The organism is Spirochaeta dissipatitropha, assembly GCF_054657935.1.
This window is the reverse complement of sequence record NZ_BAAHXT010000008.1, coordinates 22,856-48,430: the sequence shown is the minus strand read 5'-3', so window position 1 is coordinate 48,430 and position 25,575 is coordinate 22,856. Positions and strand designations below refer to the sequence as shown.

24 protein-coding genes are annotated in these 25,575 nt (G+C 48.3%); 11 read left to right on the top strand and 13 right to left on the bottom strand.

Features of this window, described 5'->3' with window-relative positions; all coding sequences use genetic code 11:
- Positions 1–10 precede the first annotated feature (10 nt).
- Positions 11–811, bottom strand: coding sequence for a class I SAM-dependent DNA methyltransferase (locus ACYQ2L_RS10890; protein ID WP_460055334.1), 801 nt, complete (start codon positions 809–811; stop codon positions 11–13).
- 63 nt (positions 812–874) lie between these two features.
- Here ACYQ2L_RS10890 and ACYQ2L_RS10885 point away from each other — a divergent pair, with 63 nt between their 5' ends.
- Positions 875–1,417: a sterol desaturase family protein gene (locus tag ACYQ2L_RS10885; RefSeq protein WP_460055331.1), complete on the top strand. Its 543-nt coding sequence runs from the start codon at positions 875–877 to the stop codon at positions 1,415–1,417.
- Between the two features lie 177 nt (positions 1,418–1,594).
- Here ACYQ2L_RS10885 and ACYQ2L_RS10880 read toward each other — a convergent pair whose 3' ends face one another.
- Complete coding sequence (locus ACYQ2L_RS10880) at positions 1,595–2,575, bottom strand: aldo/keto reductase (protein ID WP_460055328.1); 981 nt, start codon at positions 2,573–2,575, stop codon at positions 1,595–1,597.
- A 71-nt stretch (positions 2,576–2,646) separates the two neighbouring features.
- Positions 2,647–3,822 carry a hypothetical protein gene (locus ACYQ2L_RS10875; RefSeq protein ID WP_460055325.1) on the bottom strand — a complete coding sequence of 392 codons (1,176 nt, stop codon included), beginning with the start codon at positions 3,820–3,822 and terminating at the stop codon, positions 2,647–2,649.
- 157 nt (positions 3,823–3,979) lie between these two features.
- Here ACYQ2L_RS10875 and ACYQ2L_RS10870 point away from each other — a divergent pair, with 157 nt between their 5' ends.
- From ACYQ2L_RS10870 to aroA, 4 genes are all read left to right on the top strand, one after another.
- Complete coding sequence (locus tag ACYQ2L_RS10870) at positions 3,980–4,840, top strand: hypothetical protein (RefSeq protein ID WP_460055323.1); 861 nt, start codon at positions 3,980–3,982, stop codon at positions 4,838–4,840.
- Positions 4,837–6,957 (top strand): CotH kinase family protein, encoded by a 2,121-nt coding sequence (locus ACYQ2L_RS10865; RefSeq protein WP_460055321.1) that lies wholly within the window; start codon positions 4,837–4,839, stop codon positions 6,955–6,957. The genes ACYQ2L_RS10870 and ACYQ2L_RS10865 overlap by 4 nt, the downstream gene beginning before the upstream one ends.
- A 40-nt stretch (positions 6,958–6,997) precedes the next feature.
- Positions 6,998–8,110, top strand: coding sequence for a glycoside hydrolase family 18 protein (locus ACYQ2L_RS10860; protein ID WP_460055318.1), 1,113 nt, complete (start codon positions 6,998–7,000; stop codon positions 8,108–8,110).
- A 62-nt stretch (positions 8,111–8,172) separates the two neighbouring features.
- The gene (gene aroA, locus ACYQ2L_RS10855; RefSeq protein ID WP_460055316.1) at positions 8,173–9,486 is read left to right on the top strand and encodes a 3-phosphoshikimate 1-carboxyvinyltransferase; all 1,314 of its coding nucleotides are present in this window, start codon (positions 8,173–8,175) and stop codon (positions 9,484–9,486) included.
- Positions 9,487–9,840: 354 nt separating this feature from the next.
- Here the strand turns inward: aroA and ACYQ2L_RS10850 are convergent, their stop codons facing one another.
- The gene (locus ACYQ2L_RS10850; RefSeq protein WP_460055314.1) at positions 9,841–9,981 is read right to left on the bottom strand and encodes a hypothetical protein; all 141 of its coding nucleotides are present in this window, start codon (positions 9,979–9,981) and stop codon (positions 9,841–9,843) included.
- Between the two features lie 36 nt (positions 9,982–10,017).
- Here ACYQ2L_RS10850 and ACYQ2L_RS10845 point away from each other — a divergent pair, with 36 nt between their 5' ends.
- Both ACYQ2L_RS10845 and ACYQ2L_RS10840 read left to right on the top strand, forming a co-directional pair.
- The gene (locus ACYQ2L_RS10845) at positions 10,018–10,761 is read left to right on the top strand and encodes a hypothetical protein (RefSeq protein WP_460055312.1); all 744 of its coding nucleotides are present in this window, start codon (positions 10,018–10,020) and stop codon (positions 10,759–10,761) included.
- Positions 10,758–11,432 carry a YARHG domain-containing protein gene (locus ACYQ2L_RS10840; protein WP_460055310.1) on the top strand — a complete coding sequence of 225 codons (675 nt, stop codon included), beginning with the start codon at positions 10,758–10,760 and terminating at the stop codon, positions 11,430–11,432. Before ACYQ2L_RS10845 ends, ACYQ2L_RS10840 begins: the two co-directional genes overlap by 4 nt.
- Before the next feature lie 21 nt (positions 11,433–11,453).
- Here ACYQ2L_RS10840 and ACYQ2L_RS10835 read toward each other — a convergent pair whose 3' ends face one another.
- Genes ACYQ2L_RS10835 through ACYQ2L_RS10825 form a run of 3 tightly spaced genes read right to left on the bottom strand, consistent with a single transcriptional unit; the run spans position 11,454 to position 16,171 of the window.
- A complete protein-coding gene (locus tag ACYQ2L_RS10835) occupies positions 11,454–13,406 on the bottom strand; it encodes an adenylate/guanylate cyclase domain-containing protein (RefSeq protein WP_460055306.1) in 1,953 nt (650 codons plus the stop codon).
- A complete protein-coding gene (locus tag ACYQ2L_RS10830) occupies positions 13,403–15,340 on the bottom strand; it encodes an adenylate/guanylate cyclase domain-containing protein (protein WP_460055303.1) in 1,938 nt (645 codons plus the stop codon). The genes ACYQ2L_RS10835 and ACYQ2L_RS10830 overlap by 4 nt, the downstream gene beginning before the upstream one ends.
- A gap of 15 nt (positions 15,341–15,355) precedes the next feature.
- Complete coding sequence (locus tag ACYQ2L_RS10825) at positions 15,356–16,171, bottom strand: hypothetical protein (protein ID WP_460055301.1); 816 nt, start codon at positions 16,169–16,171, stop codon at positions 15,356–15,358.
- Between the two features lie 274 nt (positions 16,172–16,445).
- Here ACYQ2L_RS10825 and ACYQ2L_RS10820 point away from each other — a divergent pair, with 274 nt between their 5' ends.
- Positions 16,446–17,084 carry a GNAT family N-acetyltransferase gene (locus ACYQ2L_RS10820; protein WP_460055298.1) on the top strand — a complete coding sequence of 213 codons (639 nt, stop codon included), beginning with the start codon at positions 16,446–16,448 and terminating at the stop codon, positions 17,082–17,084.
- A 33-nt stretch (positions 17,085–17,117) separates the two neighbouring features.
- Here ACYQ2L_RS10820 and ACYQ2L_RS10815 read toward each other — a convergent pair whose 3' ends face one another.
- The 5 genes from ACYQ2L_RS10815 to ACYQ2L_RS10795 all read right to left on the bottom strand — a co-directional run bounded on the left by ACYQ2L_RS10815 (position 17,118) and on the right by ACYQ2L_RS10795 (position 20,672).
- On the bottom strand, positions 17,118–18,080 hold the full coding sequence (locus tag ACYQ2L_RS10815) for a hypothetical protein (protein ID WP_460055296.1): 963 nt from the start codon (positions 18,078–18,080) through the stop codon (positions 17,118–17,120).
- 12 nt (positions 18,081–18,092) lie between these two features.
- Positions 18,093–18,734, bottom strand: coding sequence for a hypothetical protein (locus ACYQ2L_RS10810; protein ID WP_460055293.1), 642 nt, complete (start codon positions 18,732–18,734; stop codon positions 18,093–18,095).
- 68 nt (positions 18,735–18,802) lie between these two features.
- A complete protein-coding gene (locus ACYQ2L_RS10805; protein WP_460055291.1) occupies positions 18,803–19,390 on the bottom strand; it encodes a hypothetical protein in 588 nt (195 codons plus the stop codon).
- Between the two features lie 9 nt (positions 19,391–19,399).
- Positions 19,400–20,032: a hypothetical protein gene (locus ACYQ2L_RS10800; RefSeq protein WP_460055287.1), complete on the bottom strand. Its 633-nt coding sequence runs from the start codon at positions 20,030–20,032 to the stop codon at positions 19,400–19,402.
- A 46-nt stretch (positions 20,033–20,078) separates the two neighbouring features.
- Positions 20,079–20,672, bottom strand: coding sequence for an RNA polymerase sigma factor (locus tag ACYQ2L_RS10795; protein WP_460055285.1), 594 nt, complete (start codon positions 20,670–20,672; stop codon positions 20,079–20,081).
- Between the two features lie 125 nt (positions 20,673–20,797).
- On the opposite strand from ACYQ2L_RS10795, the gene ACYQ2L_RS10790 reads away from it, so the two are divergent.
- Positions 20,798–20,968, top strand: a complete 171-nt coding sequence (locus ACYQ2L_RS10790; protein ID WP_460055283.1) for a hypothetical protein — start codon at positions 20,798–20,800, stop codon at positions 20,966–20,968.
- A 93-nt stretch (positions 20,969–21,061) separates the two neighbouring features.
- Positions 21,062–21,901: a hypothetical protein gene (locus ACYQ2L_RS10785; protein WP_460055280.1), complete on the top strand. Its 840-nt coding sequence runs from the start codon at positions 21,062–21,064 to the stop codon at positions 21,899–21,901.
- A gap of 79 nt (positions 21,902–21,980) precedes the next feature.
- Here ACYQ2L_RS10785 and ACYQ2L_RS10780 read toward each other — a convergent pair whose 3' ends face one another.
- Complete coding sequence (locus ACYQ2L_RS10780) at positions 21,981–23,180, bottom strand: ADP-ribosylglycohydrolase family protein (protein ID WP_460055277.1); 1,200 nt, start codon at positions 23,178–23,180, stop codon at positions 21,981–21,983.
- A 460-nt stretch (positions 23,181–23,640) separates the two neighbouring features.
- Here ACYQ2L_RS10780 and ACYQ2L_RS10775 point away from each other — a divergent pair, with 460 nt between their 5' ends.
- Positions 23,641–25,563 carry a methyl-accepting chemotaxis protein gene (locus ACYQ2L_RS10775; protein ID WP_460055275.1) on the top strand — a complete coding sequence of 641 codons (1,923 nt, stop codon included), beginning with the start codon at positions 23,641–23,643 and terminating at the stop codon, positions 25,561–25,563.
- Positions 25,564–25,575 lie beyond the last annotated feature (12 nt).

The window sequence follows — 25,575 nt, the reverse complement described above, 5'->3', positions numbered from 1 at the left end:
GCATTGCGGATCAGGCCTTTACCGTGACATAGACGATTTTTCCGCTGCCGGGTCCGTGGGCTGCATGGGGATCGTGATCTTCGTCCTCGACTTCGAAGCTGTCTGTGAGGTAGAGGCCGGCTTGCTGGAGCAGGTGTTCGACTTCATCCGGCTCGTAGGCGCGCTGAATGTGCTCCTCGCTGCCTTCGGGAAAGTGAAATCGGGTGATTCCGTGTTGTTTCTCGGGGCGGTAATCCATGCTCTGTCGGACGGGTTTGCCCTTGAGCAGGTAGTCCATGTGTTTTCCCTGCTGCTGGATGTAGAGTTCGGGGCTGTTTATGTCGCAGATAAATACGGCGTCGGGGGCGAGCACACGGCGGACGCGGGTAAAGAATCCTTTGAGTTCTTCCGGCTCGAGCAGATAGTTGAGTGAATCGTGCATGCAGGTGACGAGATCAAGCGGGCCCTGGAAGGGGAAGGGATTGCGGAGGTCAGCCAGCTTCAGCGGGCAGCCGGGCAGGCGTTCACGGGCCTTTTCGATCATGGCGGAGGAGAGATCGAAGCCGCAGAGATGTCTGGAGATCTGGCCGGGACCGTGGCTCGCACCTGGGCCGTCGCTCGCGCCGGTACCATCGCCCACGCTGCGGCCGAGCAGCTCGAGAAGCAGGCCGGTCCCGCAGGCCGCATCACAGATTCTGCGGAATGGGCGCAGGGCAGATTCCTCGGCAGCCAGGATCAGATCGCAGCAATATTCTGCATATACGTCCCAGGCCAGGTCGTAATAGGCAGAGAAAATTTCGTACGGATCTGTCTGATCAGTGGTTTTTGACATGCATGCCTCTTTTTCAGGTAATTTGACTGTCCACAGCGGCGCTGGCATATATATATTAGGAACATGAACATTCCAACAATAATTACAAGCATATTCACCTTTGCCGCTTCTTTCGTCGCTATGGAGTTCGTGGCCATGTTTACCCACAAACACATTATGCACAAATACGGCTGGTGTCTCCACTATGACCACCACAATAAAAGCGGCCACCGCTTCCAGAAAAACGACCTCTATGCCATATTCTTTGCCAGCCTTTCGGCCTTTCTGATCTACTTCGGACTCAGCCGCGGCTGGGCGCCTATGGCATCATCCGGGTTTGGTGTGGCACTTTACGGCCTGGGCTACTTTACCTTTCACGATATTATGTACCACGGCCGCATCCGGCGTCTCAAGTTCAAGCCGAAAAGCCGCTATCTGCGCCGCATCCTGAATGCCCACCGCGTGCATCATGCCGCTGTCAGCAAACAGGGTGCCCTCAGCTTCCACTTCCTCTGGGCTCCGAAAAAATACTCACCGGAAAACCAGCAGGAAGTAGACGCACAGCTCAAGGAAATCCGCGAAATGCAGATGATGCTCAAAAAACAACAGGCGCATACCGGCAGCTAAAAAGCCGCCGGCACCGGGTCCTTCGCTGCTGCTCCTCGGAACTGCCTGATTCCAGGTACTCCCCGGCAATCACAGACTCTGCCGCTGCATACGGGCTTCGTCACCTCCGCCCTGCAGCGACAGCAGTTCCTGCGGGGCATACGCTGCGCCCCCTTGCGCGGAAGACAATAGCAGAGATCAGGCTGGCCAGATCTTGCGGCCACCCTTCGGTGGGACAATCGCATTGATTGCCTGCAGTTCCTCTTCGGACATCGGCGGCATATCAAGCACTGTCAGATTCTGTTCGAGCTGTTCGGTGTTGCGCCCCCCGGGTATTACCATAGAGACATCCGGGTTAGCCAGCAGAAACCGGAGTGCCAGCTGAGCCAGTGTCTGCCCCTTGGGTCCGATTTCGAGTACTTTTTTCAGCTTCTCGACTGTTTCGATATCCTGTTTAAAGATCTTGTTCTGGTCCGGGTCTGTAATCCAGGCCTGGCGGAAATCGTTGTCAGGAAATGTGGTTTCCTTGCTGAACTTGCCGGTCAGTATGCCCATGGCCAGTCCACCGCGGATTATGGTTCCGATTTTCTGCTCGCTGGCGTAGGGCAGGCAGTCAGCCTCCGGAGTCCGGTTCAGTATACTGTAATCGATCTGCAGACTGGAGCAGTCACCGTTTTGATTGAAAGCCTGCAGGTAACTGTAATTACTTGTACTTACACCGAAAGCCCGCAATTTACCCTGCTCGACCAGACGCGCGCAGCCCTCAAGAAACACTTCCATGTTCGGCTCGCGGAAATCCACGTGGTACTGCATTATGTCAATATAATCGGTATCGAGTCTTTTCAGATTGGACTCCACGCCGGCGATCAGCTTGTCGACTGTGTCATAGGCACTCTGGCCCTTTTCGCCGTCAAATCCGATCCAGCCGATTTTTGTAGCGACAATGAACTTGTCGCGACGGCCCTTCATGGATTTTCCCAGCAGGCGCTCGCTGTGTCCCTCACCGTATACATCTGCAGTGTCGTAGAAATGCAGTCCTCGGTCGACTGCAGCGTCCAGCATTCTCAAGGCAGCGTTGTCATTGGTTTCACCCCATTGTCCGCCGCCTACAGCCCAAAGACCCACTCCAATCGGAAGCATCTCGAGCCCTGTCTTGCCAAACGTTCGTTTCATATCCATGTTACACTCCTTGTATAGTTAGTTTAAGTATACAACCAACTTTTAGTAATCACAAGATGGCACCATGAACCTCAGTTAAGTATATACCTCGCAGGCAATTGCTGATGCAATTGTCCCGGTGTATATAATTGTCGCTTCCAGACCCGCATGTCCTCCTCCGGGACCCCCTCCAGATGACTCAGAAAAGAGCGCTGCGTAAACAGCTTTTTGAGCTTACTTCTCACCAGTTTCTCCGGTAATCCTGCCCGCTGCCAGCGTTTCTGCTTCAGTGAATCACGACTACGATAGGGCTTCATGAAGTTGTGATACATGCGATACACCTGTACCGATTCCATCGCATTCATCACATTTCGCCTGAAGGTAACCGTCTCTCTGACATAGGCTGCAATGTCCTTTCGCAACTCCCGGTCGAAGTTGTCCATAGCAAACATCGGCCCGCCAGGACCCCGATTATGATCCGAACTGATGTGCAGCCAGTCCAGTCGACCGCTTGCAAGCTGCTCATGCGTTCGCTCACAGCAGCCGATTGCAACCGGGTATTCCCTCTTGTTGTCAGTAGTCAGACAGACCGATTTCGGCAGCTTCAGATATGGCAGGGCAGCTGCATCCCAGTGATCAATCTGCCTGCTCATGGTCTTCATGACACGGATAAAGGAGTTCACGATTCCACGCGGTTCTGGACGAAAAACTGCCTCAAGTCGAGCCTGTTTTTTCTTCTGAACAGCTGTCATGGTCCCGGTTCGGCGATTGGTAACATGATCCAGGGTATAGAGATACTCGCTTTCCTTGCCAATGAGAATATGTAGATTACTGGGGTAATACTGACTGACTTCGAAGGACACAAATCCGTCAGCAATCAGGTCTTCTGGCTTGTCCAGATACCTGGCAAGCTCGGCATGCATGGCAATGCAGTTGCGGGCCAGACGGCTGATCCTGTTGCGCCGGATTGCTGGTGATATCCCGCGGTTTCGCTGTGTAGCTGCAAGACTGCATCGGCTGCGGACATCTTTCAGCAAATCGCTATAGGGCACGATTTTCTGCACATAGTAATCAATTGAGAAGGTACGTTCACAGAAATAACGCCGACAGTCTTTACACTGAAAGCGCTGGAATTCACCAGCACAGGCTGAGCTGCGGCGCCCTTTTCGATAGAACCATTTACCGACTCGTTCTTTCTCGGATCTGCTTCGCTCATGATGATGGTGGTGTTTGCAGTCCTTGTTGGGACAGAAAGGAGGGGTATGCATACGAAACTCCTTTTTTCGTTTTGTACATACCCTCTATTACAACAGCAATGTTCATATATCTTTGCTTACAGCTTGGTGAGAGAGGAAATTATGGTGCCATCTTGCTACTACTCAAGAGAGGCTTTACAATTTCCGGCATTCCTCGTACTACATGTATATGCGGTGGAATCGGGCAGAAAAACCTTGCATAATCAGGATTCAGGTCTTACTGATATTCCTGTGGATAATTCCTGTGTTCAGCGGCTGTGTCGGCCCATTTCAGGCAGAACCCAGCCCCTACCCTACACTGCACAGCGATGGAACATTCGAGACGGCTTTTGCTAACTACCGAGGTAGCGGTCGCAGCCTGCCTCCGGGTATGTTCGTCAGCGGTCGGAATGAATACGGCACGGCAGTCGAAGATGGTTTCAGGGCTTTCAGCGGTATCAGCAGCTTCTCAAAAGACGGCGACGTGAATTCAACGACTCAGAGTTTCGATGGATTTGGGGCTTTCACCAACGGTCGGGATGGCTATTCATTCGGTATTCGGGAACACGGCCCGATAGGGCTGCAGGATTCCCGCCTGTTTCTCGAGTACAGAAACCCCACTGAGCGAACTATTATCGGCTTTCGTATCCGTTACCATGTTGAGCTCTGGTACCTGGGAGAACGCGACAACCGCATCCGCCTCAAGTACAATACAGATACCGGAGGCTTCAGTGAGCTTGCAGACATTGTTTCTACAGCTAATCCCCGGCTGGGACAGATCGCGCAGGGACTGCAGCTTGACGGCAGCCTGGAGGAAAACCGGGCTGCAGTTGACCACAGCTTTATTCTGTCTGAACTGCAGACAGAAGAGGGAGAAACTGCCATGATTCCGGATCTCCTTCCAGGTGGCACTGCTTATTTCCGCTGGCAATACTCAAATGGAGAAATACCCAACGGAGAATTGAGAAGCGCACTGGCACTCAACAATATCACTATAGAGCCACTTTTCGCCCCGGAAAGCAGTAATCCGGAAATCGAGGATGAGCAATGATACAGAGAAGAGCCGAGCAGCTGTTATCTGTCCTGCGCCGCGCGACTACTGCACTGAGTATTATACTGATCGTGCTGTCCCTGACGGCCTGTCCGAGTCTGATTGGCCCGGACCCCAGTCTGCCGGACAAGCCCAGATACCCGAACGACGATGCCCCGCATATTGCCCCCGCCGATCTGCTATTCAGTCACAGCGCCGGCTTCTACACCGAAGACTTCGACCTTGTTCTGGAAAGCGAGATTCCCGGTGCTGTCATTTACTATACACTGGATGGATCATCACCGAATCCGGCACATGTAATGACTGACAGTCAGTGGGAAGCTCTTGTTTCACAGGATGATCTCAACACCAGTCATTCCCGCAGTTTTATCTATACGGATCCCCTTCCGATTGGAACTCTTGTTGATCGTCCTGATGATATTTCACGGATTCCAACCAATCTGATTCCCGTGGACGGGGGATTCTCACGCTATGCCTGGAGGTTGCCTCCAGAGCAGCCGAAGGCACTGGTCGTGCGCGCCAGGGCTATTGCAGATTATGTCACATCCAGAGAGTTTACCCATAGCTACTTCATCGAGAACCAGGGTAGAGACCGCTATAGTCTGCCGGTTGTCAGCATATCAACAGACCGGGAACATTTGTTCGACTACGACAGCGGTATCTACGTCCCGGGAGCACGTGGCGACTACAGTGAGAACGATCCTGATATAGGGGCCGGGAACTGGCGTGGCCGTGGAGATAACTGGGAGCGCCCGGCTCATTTCGAACTCTTCGAAAATGATGGGAGCCGTCCCCTGGCACAGAATATAGGTATCCGTATACACGGCGGTCACAGCCGTCGTCTGCCTCAGAAATCGCTCCGGCTTTATGCCAGAACTGAATACGGACCGGGATCATTCAGCCATCAGGTGTTTGACAGCAGACCGATTGATGAATTCAACCGCCTTATTCTCCGCAATGCCGGACAGGATTATGGAAGGGCCTTGCTCCGTGACGCTGTGGCACAAACCCTGGTACAGCATCTGTCTGTTGATACCCAGCATTACAAGCCGACAGTCGTATTTATAAACGGAGAATACTGGGGCATTCAGGCGCTGCGCGAGCGTCAGGATCAGCATTATATAGAATCTATCCATGGTGTACATGCAGATGACATCACCATGCTTTATCTCAATGGCAGAATTGCTCACGGTACTACGGGGATTCGGGATGAGTATCTGAAGATGGTAGAACAGATTACCCGTAAACGCCTGAGTCCGCAGGAGATCCGAAGACGTATCGACATTGAAAACTATCTCGATTACCACATCTTCCAGTGGTACAGTGCAAATACCGACTGGCCATTCAACAATATTCAGTACTGGCGCTACAATGGCCCGCAGAACGGTGGAGCACTCAGGCCCGACGACGGGCGCTGGCGCTGGCTGATCTTCGACATGGACTGGACCTTCGACTATCATCGATGGACAGACATTTTCGGCCCGATCAGTAATCAGCATGAAATCAATATGATTGAGTACATCCTGGACACGGACGAGGGAGTCTGGGGCGGAGAACGCGGCTGGTCACGTGAACTGATCCGCGGAATCCTGGAGATAGACGAGTTCCGGCACGAATTCATCCAGCGGCTTGCAGTGCATCTGAGTACGACTTTTCATCCTTATCGGGTCAGGACTCACATCGATTCCCTGGCAGACCTGCTGCGGCCGGAGATACACGAGCACTCGCAACGCTGGAGCAGACCAATCTCGATCCAATCCTGGAACAGCGAACTCAGCAGAATGAAAACCTTCGCAGAGCACAGGCCTGACAGCTTCCGCCAGCATATAGTGGACTACTTTCCTGAAGCCAAGGGATCAAGCGAGATAAACATTACCGGCATACCTTCCGGGGCGATCCTGGAACTGCAGGGCATTTCTATTAGTGAGGCGGACTGGAGCGGTTCCAGCTGGAGCGGTAGATTATTCGCCGGCATTCCAGTCGTAATCGAATCCAGAAACATCGACCTTACCCGGATTCGTTTCCATAACCAGACAGCTGTCAGCAACCTGAAGAGCAGCCGAACACAACTAAGCTTCATCCCCAAATCGACAGAAATCAACATGTATTTTGATTGACCCCTTTACATGACTCATGCTTTGACGTATCTAGTGGTATATGGAGATTATTGCATATTATTTCGGCGGTCCCGATATCGAGCACAAAGAAATCATTCCGAAGATCAAGGCTGGGTTGCTCAGCAGAATTCAGTACGCCTTTGCCAATGTTCAGAAGGACGGCAGCGTACATATAGGCTTTCCGAAAAATGACCTGGAAGCCTTTTCTGAACTCAGAAAACTGAAACAACGACACCCGAATCTCCGCACACTCATATCCATCGGTGGCTGGGAATGGAGCCGGAATTTCTCCGACGCCGCAGCATCAGCCGAAACACGGCAGCGCTTCTGCCGCAGCGCGCTTACCTTCCTCAGCGAGCATGGATTTGACGGACTTGACCTGGACTGGGAATATCCTACCGGCGGAGGTCATGAACATAACATACGACGGGAAAACGACCCTGATAATTTCCTGCTTCTCTCGCGTGAACTCAGGCAGGCAATGGACGAACTTGCTGCCAGCCAACAACGAAGCGAAGCATTTCTTCTGACTGCAGCCCTTGGAGCATCACCAGCTGCCAATTCCAGGCTCAATCTTCCTGAACTATCCAGGGTCTACGATACCTTCAACATAATGACCTACGATTTCTTCGGTGAATGGGATTCTGTCTGTGGGCACCACAGCAACCTGTATCAGCCGGATTTGTATCCCGAAGATAATGCGGGCCAGGAACCAGCCTCCGCAGCGGCTTCAATTCAGGCCATGATTGATGGTGGATTTCCAGCCGACAAGCTGACCCTCGGGGTACCATTCTACGGCCGCAGCTGGGTTCTGCCACAGGAATCAAGAGAGAATAAGGAGCAAGTCAATCGAAGTCCATTCTATCAGCCAGCAGCAGGCCAGACAGAGTCAGCAGGCATGAGCTGGAAGAAAATCAAGAAACTGATCACTGAGCATCCGGAACACTACAGTTTTGACAATGCAGCTGCAGCGCCTTACTACTACAACCCAGATTCCGGTCTGATCATCAGTTTTGACAACGAACAGAGCTTCAGTCAGAAGGCATCATATATCCAGGAAAAAAGACTGGCAGGGGTCATGTTCTGGGCCCTGCAGGGTGATCCGGAAGGCGATCTGCTCGAAGCCCTCTATGCGGCCTGTCAGAAATCATAAACTGAACATAGCAGTAGATACACTTTGACCATCCAGGGAAATACCGCTACACTCTGCCTGTTATGGAAAAGACAATACGCCCCGGTAAACTGGCCGGAACAGTCCGGATCCCCGGATCCAAATCGCATACCATTCGAGCCCTGCTGATTGCCAGTCTGGCAGAAGGTACAAGTTATATAAGGGATCCACTGTACTCAGCAGATACGCGATCCTGTATTGATGCCTGCCGAGCATTCGGAGCTGCAATCGATGAACAAACCGATGTAATTACCGTACAGGGTCTGGGAGGATTGCCTCAGCCGCCTGCCGAAGCAATTGACGTGGGAAATTCCGGAACAACTCTGTACCTGGCCGCCGGCCTTGCTGCCCTTGTTCATGGAAGCACCGTTTTCACCGGTGACGAACAGATTCAGGCTAGACCCATCAAACCGCTACTGGACAGCCTGCAGGATCTCGGTGCGCGTATTGAATACCTGAATAAGGATGGATTCCCGCCGTTCAGAATCAGCGGGCCTATCAGTGGTGGCCGAACAAGCATCGAGTGCAAGACCAGTCAGTATCTCTCCAGCCTGCTGCTCGCCCTCCCTCTTGCTCCGGCTGACGGGGAGCCAAGCATCATCGATGTTCCGCTGCTCAATGAGAAACCGTATGTAGATATTACACTCAGCTGGCTGGCTGAACAGGGTATTGCTCCCGAAAGAATGGGCTGGGAAAAATGGACCGTACAACCGGGAGCATCATTTAAAGCCTTCAACAAACCAATTGCCGGAGATTTTTCTTCAGCTACATTTATGCTCTGTGCAGCAGCAATGACCGGCAGCAAACTACGTCTTGAAGGCCTGGACATGACCGACAGCCAGGGCGACAAGGCTGTAGTAGGGATCATGCAGGAAATGGGCTGTACAGTCAGCATAGAAGACTTTGCAGTAGTCATTGCCGGTCCCGGTCACCCTGACTGCCCGGCAGATAAACTCAAGGGCGGTGAATTCGATCTGAACGCAATACCGGATGCACTACCTGCCCTCTCAGCATGCGCAGCCTGTGCATCAGAGGAAGTCCGGCTGGTGAACGTTCCGCAGGCCCGGCTCAAGGAAACAGACCGGATTGCAGTCATGGCAGCAGAACTATCAAAACTCGGCGTTAACATTCAGGAACGACCCGATGGCCTGGTAATAAAGCCGGCTGCCGCTGGTGCCCCAAAATTCCGCGGCACCAAAGTTCACGGTCACGGGGACCATCGCATTGTCATGTCCATGGCGATAGCCGGCCTGGTCTGTGAAGGGAGCATAAGCGTGGACACAGCCGAAACCGCCGGAATTACCTTTCCTGATTTTTTTCCGCTTCTGGAACAACTTCAGCTAAAGTCTGGGGCCTGAACCCCGATATAATAATGGTGGAGCGACCTGCACTGCAGGCCTCTCCCCTCCCACTTTATTGGCCGGAAGCATCCCCTCCCAGTGACCGCTTCCGGCCTCTTTTTTTGCTGAAATAATAAATTTGAAAATGTCCAGATTACAGTTATAATGAATTATATGAATATGGATAATATAACAATATCAAAAGCCCAAAATATAGTTAGTTACTACAATGATTTTCTTATGGAATTCACCCGCACGCTGGAACTGGAAATCAAGCTGCTGCATTCAACCGAGATTGCTGAATCCACCATTCAAAATGAACTCTCACTTTTTACATCTTTTGTCGACAACCTGGATAATCACAGAAAACTGCTACATATCCAGAAATTCAATGAATATAACCAGCGAGAATTTTTTCATGTAGAAGAAGAATATCTGAAGCAGTTTAATACCCAGATCAGACTCTTCAGCAATAGGCTTTGTGAATATTTTCTTATTCAGAGAAAACTGCATACGCCGCAATTATCATTGAAAGAGCTTATAGGAAAAATGAAAAATCCATCACAAGCGATTTCCCGTGCTATCTCTCTGAAAAATATCCAGACAATCGAAGCACTCAGTTCACCTCGTGTTTTCTATGGTAATGCGATCTATTCCTGTTTAAAAGAATATTTTCCAGAGGAAAAAAGAGAAGCTGAGGAGCCAAAGGAAAATCCCACGAAACAGCTGGATCAGGAAGTTATTAGCCTCAAGGTTGATCTCCTGCGTTCACGCTTACAGAATTATCCGGCACTCCATGCAGACGCTTTTTTTAAAGTAATCATTAAGGTTAGACAATGGCTGCTGGACAAAAAGAACCAGAACTCAATAAAATCAAGACCTGTCAGTGATTCATTCGCAAAAGAAGATCCCCAGCCTGACTCTCTCGTCGTATATTGTACCAAACCTAATAACCTGCTATTCAGATTTACAGGTGTCAATAATGTTTCAGTACTGTGCAACTGGTACACAGAAAGCAGCATACTACATACTTTGCTAAAAGACGAAAAACTACCGGAATTAGCTTTACCTGGCTGTATTATGATTGTTGAAAACACTATGAAAAAAATAAAGGACATTACCTACATAACAGCGAAATCTGTAACAGTCAGCCGGCATGACTCCCTGTCAGTATTAATTAAAGAGATGGATTTTGTAAAAGAATACTTATTGCTGGCCAATACTGCAGCAGTACCTGACAGAACAGAATCGCAGGAACATTCAAAAATTGCAGAAATGGTGGAGGACTTATGAGACAGGTTATACAGAACAAGCAAAATTCAGGGAACCTTCTCATTGTGCTGATTCCCGCTGTAGTCACGACAATGATTGTGCTTACATCAGTAATTCTTGAACTTCCAGTGCTCAGTCTGACGGCGGCTTTCGTAGGTTTCATATTCATTTTTATCTTCAGATTCCAGATCCGGACTACTGTTCTACCTTTTATACATTACTGGCAGCATCTTGCTCCGACTGCTCAGGAACGCTTAGGCTCATCATTTTCCGATGCGCGCAGGAAAAAGCGACAGCTTAATATCGGCACCATTATTCAAGTCGTGTTAATTGTGGTCTCATTAGCCAATGCCGGGGTGATGGAAATTCGACAGGGAGCAGATTCCGAAAATCCTGGTCGGGCGTTTATGTATTATAATCAGGTGTTCTCCCCACACCTCGCAGAACTGATAGAACTATATATTATTCGAGACATTCCTCTGAATCTGGCAATAACTGAAGATCTCCGCATACTCAGAAATTTCTACTTTGCGGTTGAGGGCTACAGATTTGAGTCTGCTGATCTTCAGGATATGTTCGATCCCTTGCTTTGGTACAAACCCTATAATAGATTTCCAAATGATCCGGACGCTCTACCCGAAACCAGCAGAGCAAAGGTAATGGAAATCAGAAGAATTGAGAGACAGAGATAATATATCTATCCCGCATATTCCTTACAATTTCAGCACAAACAGCCCATCGCCGGCTGTTATGTGATCCTTGAGCTGCCGTATATAAAAAGAAGTAAGAATGTGACTGTCTCTGATTTTGTGTGCCTTCTGAAAACAATCAAGGGCTCTGCTGTAGTCACGCGCCTGTACGAAGCGAATGCCGTCGTTGAAGAGTGCTTCGAATTCAGGATCCAGCTGGAAGCTCGGCGGTATAATCTGACACAATTCAATGCCTTCTGTCTGGTTTTTGAGGATTATTCTACCTAAAAACAATTGCGTGTAGTCGAGCTTCAGTCGGGAACAGACTTCATCGGTCAGGGCTATTTCCACACCCATTTTGGATTCAAAGTGATCTATCGCACTCAGTATTCTGGAGACATCCGATACCGCTGTTGCCTGGATTCGATCGTCGGATCCGATGGTCCCGAATATGACTTTGCCATAATGGAGGGCCATACCAATCTTGATACCTGAGGTTTCTGATACCTTCTGGCTGATTGCCAGGGCGCAGGCGGCTGCATCGTCTGCGGATTCAGGAAAGATCGCCTTTACTCCATCACCGCCGTAGGATTCTATAAATCCCTTGTGCCTGTCCACCTCGTACCCGACGATTTCATAAAAGTTGTTTATCATGAGAAAGTTATCCTCAGCACTGAGTCCTTCAGACATTTTCGTAAAATCCCGGATATCCAGCAGCATCATGGTACAGTCCTGCATGTAGTACTCACCTGGTGGTCTATCCATAAGGGCAGAGTTCCCGAGGCTGTCCAGAATATTGAGCGGTACGAACTGGGTAAAGACCTCCCTGATTCTGGTGTTCAGCTCCTGCTTTTCCTCAATAGCAGTACTGGTTTCGGCTCTTTTGATGGCAACAAGCACAAACATTCCACTGATCAACAGCAGCAGAAACATGGAGCTGGGAACTCCAAGGAAGAACTCAACCAGCATAGCCGCCCAATATGCGAAAAAGAAGATCAGCAGCAGCAGGGATAAGGGGCGCTTGTTTTTCCTGGTCAGAACCAGTGAGTACACAATAATTATGCCGGACACTGCTATGTGCGCTTTAAATACAAACAGCAGCCTCAGTGTATTGAACAGCGGAAGCGGAAGAAGCAGCGTAGCAGAGATTACTGCAGCTGCGTGCAATACAAATCGCGTTTTCCGGTTATTGAATTCTATAGGGTAGAGATAGCTGAAGAACAACAGAATACAGGCAAAAATCCAGATGCTGCTCAGATTATTCAGCCGGTACATGTAGGATACATCCAGCCCGAATAACACGCGGCCGAAATATATGTTGCTGTTTGTAAACACATACACAGCTGCACAGAGGGTAAACAGGGACATGTACAGGTTATACTTGTTCTGCAGATTAACCAGGTACAACAGAAGGAACAATACAAAGCATACAACCAGGGATCCAAGGACCAGATAGTCAACGCTCAGGGTCCGGATGTATCCTGCTTGTATTCTCTGGCTGTCTCCGACATATATCCAGCCGAGGGCACTCCTGTTGGGGTAATGAAAATTTGTATACTCAATGATTATCTCTGTACGGCTGCTTCCCGGGGTAAAGGCTATGACATCTTCTCTGTAGTCCGGGCTCGAGGTCTCGACGGATGTGCCCAGGCTCCCATGCTGCCGAAGCAGTACTCCGTTTATCCAGATGCGGCTTGCAGAATATATTTCCGGAACCCGCAGACTGTAGGAGCGCCCTGCTTCCAGTTCTATGCTCTTTTTGAGGGAACCGTATCTGCTCAGCTGATTCCGGAAAATGCTGTCCAGTATATTCAGAGAGACCTGTTCTCCTGTTGCTGATTCTGTAGACTGAACTTCAGATTGAATGAATTGGTTCCTGTATAATACCCAGTCCCCGGAGATATCCATTACAGTAGAGTCAGCCGCGCAGGAGGATAAGATCCACAGCGAGCAGAATAAGAATGCTATTCTCCTCATTTTTCCAGCTCCTCAAGCATCCGGTTTCTTGCAATAAGATCAAGATAATACGCAGTCGGTGAGTGGTCATGAAAGCGATGCAGCAGCTGTGTGAGTGAGCCTTCGATTTCTTCCAGAGAAGAATCCAGGATTCGTCTCATTACCTCGCTGAAATGCAGGTCAGCCTCATGCGGATCCTTCCGGCATAGGGCATGGATCCTGATAAAATCCATATTACCCTTCAATTTGATTTTCCCCATGCACAGAAATCTGTACTTCTCCGGATGCTGCAGATGTCCACACACCGATTCACTGACGAGAATTTCCTGGCCTATTTTGCTGGTGAAGGACTGAATTCTGCTACAGGTATTAACCACCTTGGAAATAACAGTTGCATCCACCCTTTTTTCATCCCCTACTATACCAATGAACTGAAGGCCAAAATGAATGCCGGAGCAAACCTGTATCTTGTCTTTACCTGGATGCTTCCGGTTGAATTCATCCACTGCATTATGTATGGCTACCACGGCGTCCAGGGCATCATCGCATCTTCCCGGAAACAGGGCCATGGTGGTCTCATCCATAAATTTATCAATAAATCCGCCGTAGGCTTTTATGACCGGACAGATAATCGAATAGTAAGTATTCAGAAGGGCAATTGTGTCCTCTGCTTTCTGATTATTGAACTTCTCATGGAAGTTATGGATTCTGGTAAAGACTACCGTCATACTCTTTTCGACACCATCACCTTTCTTGATCGTGAGGAGATCCCCAAGTCCAACCGTTTTAACGAACTCACTGGGAACGAATTTAGATAGATACATGTTGACCTGAATGTTTTCCATGGTGATGCGGGAAATGCTTTCCAGTTTTTTGGTTTCGTTACTGAAAATATTGTACAGCATGTAGAGAATGAAAATAATCAAGGAGATTGACAGAATATGAGTTTCAGAATTGCGGAATATGACTACTGAAATGTCATACAAGGCAGCGAGGAAGACACAGGCCAGAGAAATGAGGAATTTCAACGAGTCTTCAACTTTTCTGACTACACACAGAATCAAAAGACCTATTGCAATTGCTATCGCAACTACCGCAAACCCGAAATAATAAAAGAGGATAGATTTAAAGATAATGGGAGGTAGAATCAGCACTGTCACAGGAAACACAAAACACAGGAGAATCACGACTGTCAGCAGCTTGTTGTGCTTGAGATCATCGAAGTAATTCTTGATAAACAGGGCAAACAAAAGAGGGAGGAGATACACCGCCAGATATTCAATCCTCTGTACCAGGAACCCGGCCGAATCCGGCAGAAAATAGAACATGAGTTTGTCATTCGTAACCAGCCCTCTCAGAGCCAGGAATAGACTAAGAAGAGAAAAATACAGACTCGACCGCTCCTGTTTGTAGCGGATATATAATACCATAAAGAAAACAGCCATGATCAGTGAACAGCCTGCAAAAAAAGCATCCCGTAGAATGTTGTTCCTGTGACGTTCCAGCATCTGTGAGGCTGTACCGAGATAGGGAACGCTTCTGATTCCGCCTACCGGATCGGCCGTGCCGTTGATATGAAAATCCAGGGTATTCATTCCTTCCTGAAGAGACAGCGGAATGTACAGAAATCGATAGGCATCCTCCGAGACAAGAAACTCGCCGTTCAGATAGAGTTCGTAGCGGGAATTCACCTGGGAGGGAGCCAGCACAAGGTTGTCCCTTCCGTTGCTCAGAATATTCAGAGTGTACACGACATCCGGATCATCGGTATGCCATCTCCCTGGAACAGGTGAGAGCAGGCTGTTGCCATCCGGCAGGGTCAGTACCCAGTCTCCGGATATGTTGACTGGTGCGGAAAAATCAAACCCACGCAGATCAAGAACCCCATCCACAATCTGCGAAGAAACGGAAAAGGCAAGGAGAAAGAGTATGATTGACAGTACGCACGCTCTCATAGTCTGCATTATAAATCAGAATTCCTTCTCTATGTTCATAATTGATTTTCTACTGAGAAAAGAGTCAAAATTGTAGCTACTCAGCGATAGCATAATAAGCGCAGGTGCATAGAAAATCCAGGTCAGACTGGACACTATGACTCTAGTCTGCGGATCCGGTGAGGACATATTGAATCCAACCGTGAAATCACAGAGAAAGAAACAGCTCATGCCAAGAGCAATCAGTATTGAGTTAACATCATGAAAATAGTCGATTTTAATGCAGACCCATGCAAACCACACCGACAGACAGAGAAAGACCGAGTACACTGCGAACAGAACGAACATCGGTGAAAATCCAAGGGTCCGGTAGAACACGAAATACAGAGCCGAGATATTTATAAGCAGAATGACTGATCCGATTACTGAATTGAACAACCAGTCCCTGATGTAGAATTTATTCTTGATATAATACTTCAAACCATCGGCATTCCGGATCGTCAGCAGAATCTGACCCAGTGCGAAGGAAATGACTCCTGCCAGGGGAAACCCGAAGGTAAAGGATGCATCGCCAATAAAGATTACTACAAAGCATGCCTTGATCTTCCATGAATCGCTTTCGCTGAACTTGTTGGAGAAGGTAGTCCATACCAGAAAGGCGCACAAGAACGAGCTCAAGAGCTTGAAGGCTCTAACTATAGTATATGGTTCAATATACGTGTCGATCGGAAAGAACATTACCCGTGACCAGTCCAGTGAAACGTAGCTGCCGAACAGGGTCAGCAGCATGAATAGCACACTAATGACTTTTATCTTGTTTCGTATGTTTCTCTTCATTGCCTTGCTTGTCATGCTCTAAAGTATTCTCTCCGGATGCTCATTTGTCAAAGCAAAAACAGTATACAATGAGGAAATTGCAAAATTACGTGCAATTTCCTCCTCGCATTAGTAGCAAATTCTCAAGTTGTTTTATGTAAACAACTTGAGAATTTATAGTCTTGCGAATGCTCATGCAAAATGTAATTTTGCATAAAGCTACAATGTCATATAATAAAAGATTCAAAGCTTGACCTACAGCATACCCGGAACTAATCTGTATGAAACAGGTGTAGTGAGGAGATAATCCATGGATCTCGTACTGAGAAATGAGAATGAAGCTGATTACAGAGAGGTTGAAGAACTGACCCGGGATGCTTTCTGGAACCTGCATGCCCCCGGCTGTGACGAGCACTTTCTGGCACATGTCATGCGGAATCACCAGGATTTTATTCCGGAACTCGATTTTGTAGCCGTGCTCGGCGGTAGAATAGTCGGAAACATTATGTACTGTAAATCCCGGCTTGTGAGTGAAGACGGCAGAAGCATGGACACAATTACCTTTGGTCCGATCAGCGTCCGGCCGGAACTACAGAAACGGGGAATAGGCTCAAGACTTATCCGGCACAGCATGGAGGCTGCCCGCAAAGCAGGTCAGCAAGCAATCGTTATTGAGGGACACCCCCATAACTACTGCAAACATGGATTTGTCGGCTCGAAAAGCCTTCATGTAAGCGACAGCCATGGAATGTTTCCCTACAGTCTCATGGTATTCGAGCTTGAACCCGGCTGCCTCGCAGGGCAGTCATGGAGATTCCAGCCCAGCAATGTATACGAAATAGATGAAGAGATGGCCCGGAAGTTTGACAGTCACTTTCTGCCGAAAAAAATGGAGTTCCGGCCCTCCCAGGAGGAATTCAATATTGCAAGCCGGGCCTTTGTGCTATAGGGACCTGTTCCATACCTTGGCGATCGCTATGGGTCAGAAAACATACTCAATGCCGAAGCTGGTATTCAGGTTCCAGACAGTTGAGTCATAGAAATCAGCTATGCCAACATACCCGCCCAAACCCGAGCTGAAGTATATACGGTCATCAGGAGTATAATCGGCCCTGACTGTAGTTTTAATAGTGAATGCGTTCAAGGCAGCGCTATAATAATGGCTGTACTCGAGAACGGCATCCGAAAATACACTGATCTGACGGATTGGACTGAATTTCCACTCTGTAAGCAGAGAGGCGGATACATTAGACAGGGAGGGTTCATTTCTGACCGTCCATGTGCTGCCTGCTGCTATATCCCAGGCAGTAAAATAGCCGATGAGTCCTGCAGTTCGTGCTTCGAAGCCCAGCCTCCGTACAGACCACTCCCGATCCTGAATATTTGAGTTCCCCTCCTTGCCTGTGATACTGATTGAATACATGCGACGTATATCCGGTTCCAGCGTGAAGGTCAGCAATGCTTCCTGTTCAAGGATTTTTCCTGTTGTATCACTTTTAAACAAAACATCTCCAGAATACTGCAACTCCCATCGGGGTGATGCATAACCTGAAGGCAACAGCAGTTTCAGTCCCCAACGGGGATGTATGCTCGATCCATTCCCGTACAAGTCCTGAATTGCAAAGGCTGAACCTGCACTAGTCTCGATTTCCACACCATGAAAAGGTAAAAGAAAGACTGTATCAAGTTGTGTAAGATCACCAAATAAGGCTTCATTACCTGCGACATGCATCAGATCGGTCTGACCAAACAGATGAAAAAAGCCAAGTCCTGAAGAAGTAGATCTGTAGACTATCTGTCCTCCGCCCTGAATCAGAACTGTAGTATCATCCTGAGACAAAACGAAATTTGCATCTCCGTGCAGGCTGAGTAAAGGAGATGCAGAACCAGCATGTGCAGCTAAAGTTCCTACAAAAATAATAGCCAGCAGTATATGTTTCCTCATTTTTTACTTCTCCTATCTTCTCAACACCCGCCGCCGCAATTCCTGAACCTCGGTCGACTTCGGGGCGTTGTCAATAATGGAATTCAGGACATAATCAATGTCGTATCGCAATCGTCTGGCATCTGTAAGAATATCAACAATTCCGGGATAATCCACTGGATTAATCTCCGAGACAGTCATGATTTGAAGCAGGTTAAGAGCAGGAGTGCTCTCGACACCCCAATTAATCAAGGACATATATAAAGCACTGGCCGGTCTGTACAAATCAGGCTGATGCTGTACCGAATCAATAATAGACAGAACATCGTACTCTTCCACCCCTCCGGCCAGAAGATTTGCAGTCCGCTGCCATCCCCCCGGAATCTTCAGAATTACAGCTCCATAATCATGAGTTTCCAGGAGTTCTCTGGCTTCTGTAAGTAATATAAGCTCCCGATGCAGTACTGGAATCAGACGAGTTGCAGGAACTCGCTTTGCAAGTCCCTCTTCCAGTCTGGGAATCAAGAGATCGGGATTAACACCTGCTTCTTCTGCTTTAATAAAGACCAACTCGATATCGGCGATGTCATCTGAACTATATATCGAGAGCCTGCTGGAATCTATTGCTTCCACCAGACTCCAGCCAGGCAGTGGTAGGACTACTGTAACAAGCATTGAAAGAATCATAATTTGTCTGACAAAATACTTTCCCGTCATTGTATCCTCATTCCGCGTCTCCCCAATCATGGGCCAGCAGGTACATTCAGATCATTCGGCATACCCGTTCCTGGACCAGGCAGTGTTCCGGGGATTGGTACATCCGAAAGAATCTGACGGACACGGGACTGAACCTCGCGTCCTGAAATGACACGGCTTTGTGCAGCAATAAAGCTGCCTAATTCTCCCCGTACGAGATCGGGAAATGCATGATCCGGTTCCCTGGATAAAGAGTCCAGTACGTGACTGATTTTTCTGGCTCCCATAACGGTAGCCAGGGCGGAATCACGGGAGGAGGCCCCTGCCCGCCTCATAGTACTGGATATTCGAGATAATTCCAGGGCCATTTCTGCTGCATTCTGCAAGGATACTTCGCTGCTGTTCTCGACAATATACATAAGACCAAGAGCACTTGCCTCTGCAGAAGCAAAGGTGGTGGCTTCCCAGTCAAGGGTATCAAGAGCATGCCTTAATTCTGCTTCCGTGCTGTTCTGCCAACCCGATCGAAGCAGTTCGTCAGCGAGTTCTGCTGGGTAATTTCTCTCAGCTGTAGCAAACTGAACGACTACCAGCATACACAGGAGGATTCCTATACCACGGATTACATATTTCATCTTAACCTCCTATAAATTCATAACTGAATTTATGCCGCCGAACCCATCCGCCACCTGAAGTGGAGCATCAGGATCCGGAATCCAGTCTTTTTCGTCTACAAGGAATTGATACCGGTATTCACCATCAGGTTTCATTTCTATCCTGATTTCCCAGATACCGTTCTGTGTATTCGCCATCTGATGGACATCCGGCTGCCAGCCATTCCAGTCACCAACTACTGACACTGACTGAGCCTGGGGTGCATCCAGAACCAGATGAACAAGAATGGTCTGCTGTTCATTGGAAGGACGTGCAACACTCAGGGTAATGGTCACAGTGAGCGCTACCAGAAGGACTGCTGCTGCAGCAATTTTAACCGTCTGCTGAACCGTAGCGTTCCAGAATTCTGTGATACGCTTCACTCGCCCATGTCCCGATGCATCTTTCCCATTTTCGAGACTGGAGAAGATTGAAGTGATTACGCGATCCGAGAGATCTTCCGGCGGATCCTTCCTTAATACCGATGCCTGGTCGACTATATTCAAGGCTGACCAGACCTGCATGCAGGATTCACAGTTCCGAATATGCTCATGTACTCTCTGGTCCAGGGATCCCGAAAGAAAAGATGCCTTCATTAACCTGCAACACTGTCTGCACGTCATGACACACACTCCTTGATAATATATACGCATTGCGGGAGAAATGGTTTCATGACCAGCCCCTTTTCACAAGAATATCTGCCAGTTTTTTTCGGGCTCTGCGTAAATTTGTTTTTACTGTGTTCTCTGGAACATCCAGGATCTCTGCCGTGTCCTTTGATGACAATTCCTCTACATGACGAAGCACAAATACCTCCCGATACCGAATGGGTATCATTTGTAAAGCCTGCATCACCGCTTCATGAGCGGCATGCCTGACTGCGGTATTCTCCGGAGACCCAAAATCCGACTCCGCTGGGATTCCGCCTGTCAGAACCGGAAACTGGACGGTTACTTTTTGATCTCTTTTTTTCCGAGATTTATTCTGTGACCGCAGATAATTCACCGCGATAGAATAAAGCCAGGAAAAAAATCGATTTTCAGTTCGGTATTGCGGCAGAGCGCGGAACACCCTGGAGAAAATTTCCTGCACCGCCTCCTCTGCTTCTTCCGGTTGGGAGCATAGCTGAAATGCGAGAGAATACATCGGACCACTATATCTATGAACAATTTCCCCGAAGGCATTACGGTCACCCGACAAGGTATTTTCTATTGCTGCTCTGTCGGCCTCATCAACAGCCAACTGATCTTGTGAAGTATTCATTCAGGTTCCCGTTCAAAAACTCTTTTCGCTATGATTATATACGCTTTTTTAATGAAATGGTTTCAGATCTGAAACCATTTTGTGTAATTCATGTATATGTAAGCAGAATTATAAAGGAGGATAGCATGAACAACAACGACACACATAATATTAATGAGGCACTCCATAGATTGAAAGACAGAATGGAAGAAATCAAGGAAAAAGGCATTGAGAATCTGGTCGAAGAACGTAGAGAAAGAAAGTACCGGGAAGAACACAACAACATGTTTACTGGCCATGACTATGAAAGAAAATGAAACCATTCTCATCTGCCTTGGTATATGAGAACAGACGGTAAGAAAAGGTGCTTGAGGCACCGAAAAAGGGTTCGCCCACTACAGGAGGTCGTTATGAAAACGATGAAACGTATATTTTTACTGACGGGATTAATCATAGCAAGCACAGCCTTAATCGGCTGTAATTTTTTCGGAGGCACTACAGTTTCCGGATCAGCTGTCAAAGGACCAATCGGTTCTGCAGAAATAACTGTATATGCACTGGAAAATGACGGAAGCCTGGGGGCTGTTCTGGGCACTACTGTTAGTGCTGACAATGGTGGCTATACCGTATCAATCGGAGATTACAATGGACCCTTCGCAGTTTCTGTCGAAGGTGGATCATATCGAGATGAAGCCAGTGATAAAATAGTTGATCTTGCTCCAGGACAGAGTCTTGTGAGTTATATAAGTTCAACAGAAGATACAGCTTCTATTGCAGTAACCGCTTTGACTACCATTGCTGCAGCCAGAGCATCGACTCAGGCCTCCGGCGGATTAAGCATCGCAATTGAAAATGCAAACAAGGAAACCGCTGAGGCATTCGGTATTGATGATATTGATATAAGCAGGGTCATTCCAGCCGACCTTTCGAATGAAAGCAGCAGAAATGCAAACGGGGCAGAACAACGCTACGGTGCAATCCAGGCTGCATTAAGCAAGCTACTTGAACAGGAAAGCGATGAAGCACCTGAAGCACTGCTTGACCTGATCGACGACATGGCTGCCGACTTCGCCAGCGGTACATTCAATAGCCAGGATGCTGACGGAAATACAATCGAGTTTGCTATCAGCATTACTCCGGAAGCTGCACTGACAGGTCTGGCAACAGCAATGGATGCATTTCTCAAAAGCGAGCAGAACAGGAGCGGTCTTGATAATTTACCGATCTCCATACCCGTTCTCGGCAACTAATCCTGACGGATAAGTCACTGACCTTCAGGTCCGGGCTCTGTCAAACAAAGGTTTGACAGAGCTTTTTTTTACACAGGGCCTATTCCAACAGCTTCCAGGCAGGGCTTCTGCGTATTTCCTGTACCAATACGGTGCGTGTCAGCCAGTCCTCGGGAATGCCTGAATCACCACCGGCTCCGTACATTGCACCGGCAAGCGGTCCCAGTACGAGAGCGCGTCCGCAGTTGTCTCCGCTGGCGCGATTATTGGCCTGCACTGCTTCAGAAAAACTACTGGTGTGCAGCAGAATATGCAACGCCAGGGGTACGGCCATATCCACATGGCAGGCTGCTCCGAAATGTTTCGCCATGCCTCTGTAATCAAGTTCGGTAGAATCGATTGCTTCCTGCATGCGGGCCTTCGAGGCATCTGGCAACAGGTATATATGCTGATTGAGCGATTGAATCAGTTCAGATTTAATGTCCATGGCAGGCTGACCGCGATCCCTGACCGCTTCGTACATATCTGCCATAATACGGCTGAAGAAGATTCCGTATGCAACCGCGGTATCATTATTATTGGTAATGCGGATTGCCTGTTCGCTTATTTCATCCAGACGGGAACCGGAATAGAACACAGGGAGTACCGCTCCACGCGACAGAGCCGGCATCTGATCATCATCCGGGCCGAGAGCCTGATGATCAGCGGAGAGCTCATCGATTATCCGGTCGACCTCCAGCAGTTCATCCCGGCTGAATTCCTGAAGCCGTAAGGGTATACGCACAGTCTGCTTCAGACCCACCGTATCATACTCAAAAAAATACCGGGAGATGTAGTGAGCCGCTCCACTCATCTTGTCCGCCGGGAGTGTGCTCTTCATGGAATTAATTGAACGATGCAGCTCCTTCATTCTACTGGTCATATTGTAGACAGTTTCCCGCATGGGACTGTCGGCGAACCCCACATAGCTTCCGCCTACGCCGAAATGCTCACCGAATGCCCGGATATACGCTCCCGGGGAAAAACCGTCTGTATTAATTGCCTTGAACAGTACCCTGATATACTCGCTGTAGTTTGAACCTTCCCCGGCTGTACGCAGAGGATGTGCAAAGAATGCCGGAACTCCTTCATAATTGGATGCTTCCGGCTCCAGGAATTCCAGATTACCTGCATGATCCTTGGCAATAGCTGAGAGTTTTCCCTGGGAATATATCCAGTGAACCCCCATGCCAGCGGCATCGGCTACGAGACATCCCAGTACAGCTGCCTGGGAGGCTGAAAGATTTTTTATACTGTTCATATATTGAAACTACTCAATTCACTGGAAGATCGGATAGGGTTACAGGCAAAAAACATGGATGCCGGTCGTAGGTTCTTGCGAGCCCGGTAATGGTCATAGTCATCTTAATAGAAGCGCAAGAGTGGATCTATTGCTGCAAGAACCCCGGATGGGGCTCCCGCATCGAGTCAATCAGCACAGCGCTCATTATTTGGAACCAAGCGGCTCCCGGCTGTTTGCTTTCTCATTCTTTTCCTTGCGCTTTTCTTTCTGGGTCTTCAGCGGCTTCTTCTTCTCGTCTTTCCTGGAATTTCTTTCCTTACTCATTATAACCTCTTATCGGGCTGCCTGCTTACAGTATACACTGTTGCGCCGCTATTAGTAGCCCCCCAATGCATGTTAACCGGTTACTCACTCAATCAGAGCAGAGCATTTGAAATGCAGTGCGGCTTCCATAATACTTTATCAAGAGGAGAGGATCATGATAAAAAATTCATTAAGTGGGCGTATGATGTTGCTTTTCGGCGGTATTGTCGGCTTTCTCTTGATAATGCAATCTTCAATATTGCTGGTGCAGCTTCGTTCAGTTGCTACAGATCTGGTATCTGATTCTGCACAGAACGAAACCAGAGCCAGAGCGGAAGGACTGGGTCGCTGGATGCAGGGCCACATTAACGAAGCCGCTGTATTGGCACATCTACCGCTCATGCGATCAGGTGATACTGATGCTATCTGGGAATTCATGATCGACCGTCAGGATATTCTTAATTCCGACCACAGTCATAATGTTTTTGTAGCTAAAGACGGGCAGAATTATGGATCCCGCGGCACATCAAACAATGTGTTTGACCGGGGTTATTTTCAGGCAGTTACAGTTCAGGGACAAACTACACATATCGATGAGCCTATTGTGTCCAGGACCTTTAATCAAACCCAGTTCATGGTAAGCCATATTGTTCGTGACACGGATGGATCTGCTGCCGGTCAGGTAGTTATAGCAGTTACCCTGCATACATTCGACCAGATCGTATCCGCCCGCGGGGTTACTGACAATGCAGTCAATTTTGTTATGAATTCCCGGGGATTGCTTGTATCTCATCCCAATGAAGAATATCGAATGGAACTGAACGCCTTTGAATCAAGTGAGCTGGGATTCAATGGACTCGATACTCTTGCTGCTGAAATGCTGGAGAATAATGAAGGTTTTGGCAATTACATTGATGAATCCGGTGTTCCCATGACAACCTTCTATACAAGCATCCCCCACTCCCCCGGATGGCTGCTTGTAGTTGCTATTCCCAATTATGAGTTCTATTCATCTGTTCGCCAGATTACCTTTACAATAGTTGGCCTGAATGGACTTGTACTGCTCGTAGCAATTTTTTCAATATTCCTGCTGTCCCAAAAGCTGACAAAACCGATTAAGGCAGCGGTGTATCTTGCAGGTCGCTACTCAGAGGGAGATTTTTCGATCGACTTGTCCTCTGAGGATTATGTACTGTACCGAAACCGCAGTGACGAGATCGGTGAGCTCTCACGCTCATTTCAGAATCTTCAGGAAAAGTTAAATGATGTTTTCTCCAGCATAAAAGAGAGCACCTCCCGGGTGTTCGATACAAGCATAGATCTTAAAAAATTCGGAGTAGATGCTGCAGAAGGTGCAAGCGAGACGCTCAGAGTATCTCAGCAGTTATCATCCGGTGCCAGTGAGCAAGCAGCTTCTGTCGAACAGGTATCTGCGTCTATTGAAGAAATAGCGGCTACGATTCAACAAAGTAAGGATAACGCAGAATCAACAGAAGCAATTGCAGAGCAGTCAGCAATTCATGCAGAGAAAAGCGGAACAGCTGTGCAGGAAACGGTTGGTGCAATGAAACAGATAGCAGAAAAAATTACTATCATTGAAGATATTGCCCGTGAAACTAATATGCTCTCTCTCAATGCAGCAATTGAAGCTGCACGAGCTGGTGAATCAGGCAAGGGTTTTGCGGTGGTTGCAGCTCAGGTAAGGAAGCTTGCTGAGAATTCAGCTACCGCCGCCAAGGAAATTGGTTCTTTGAGTAATCATTCTGTTGTTGTAGCGGAAGAAGCTGGTGAATTACTGACACAAATGCTACCGGCAATACGAAAAACCACAGAACTGATTAAAGAAATAGCAGCCTCCAGTCGTGAAATGAATTCCGGGGCGCAGCAGGTAAATTCTGCTGTTGCACAACTGGATGATGTGATACAACAGACTGCAGCATCTTCGGAAGAGCTGTCTGCTGCCGCAGATCAGCAAACCGACAGAACAGAAGACATGTCATCTGCGGCACAGCTATTGAATGAGCAGGCAGAAAATCTGGAAAGAATTTTATCTTTTTTCAGTCTACAGAATGATACTACCAGAGCGCTAATCGAATAAGGCAGGAAAGAA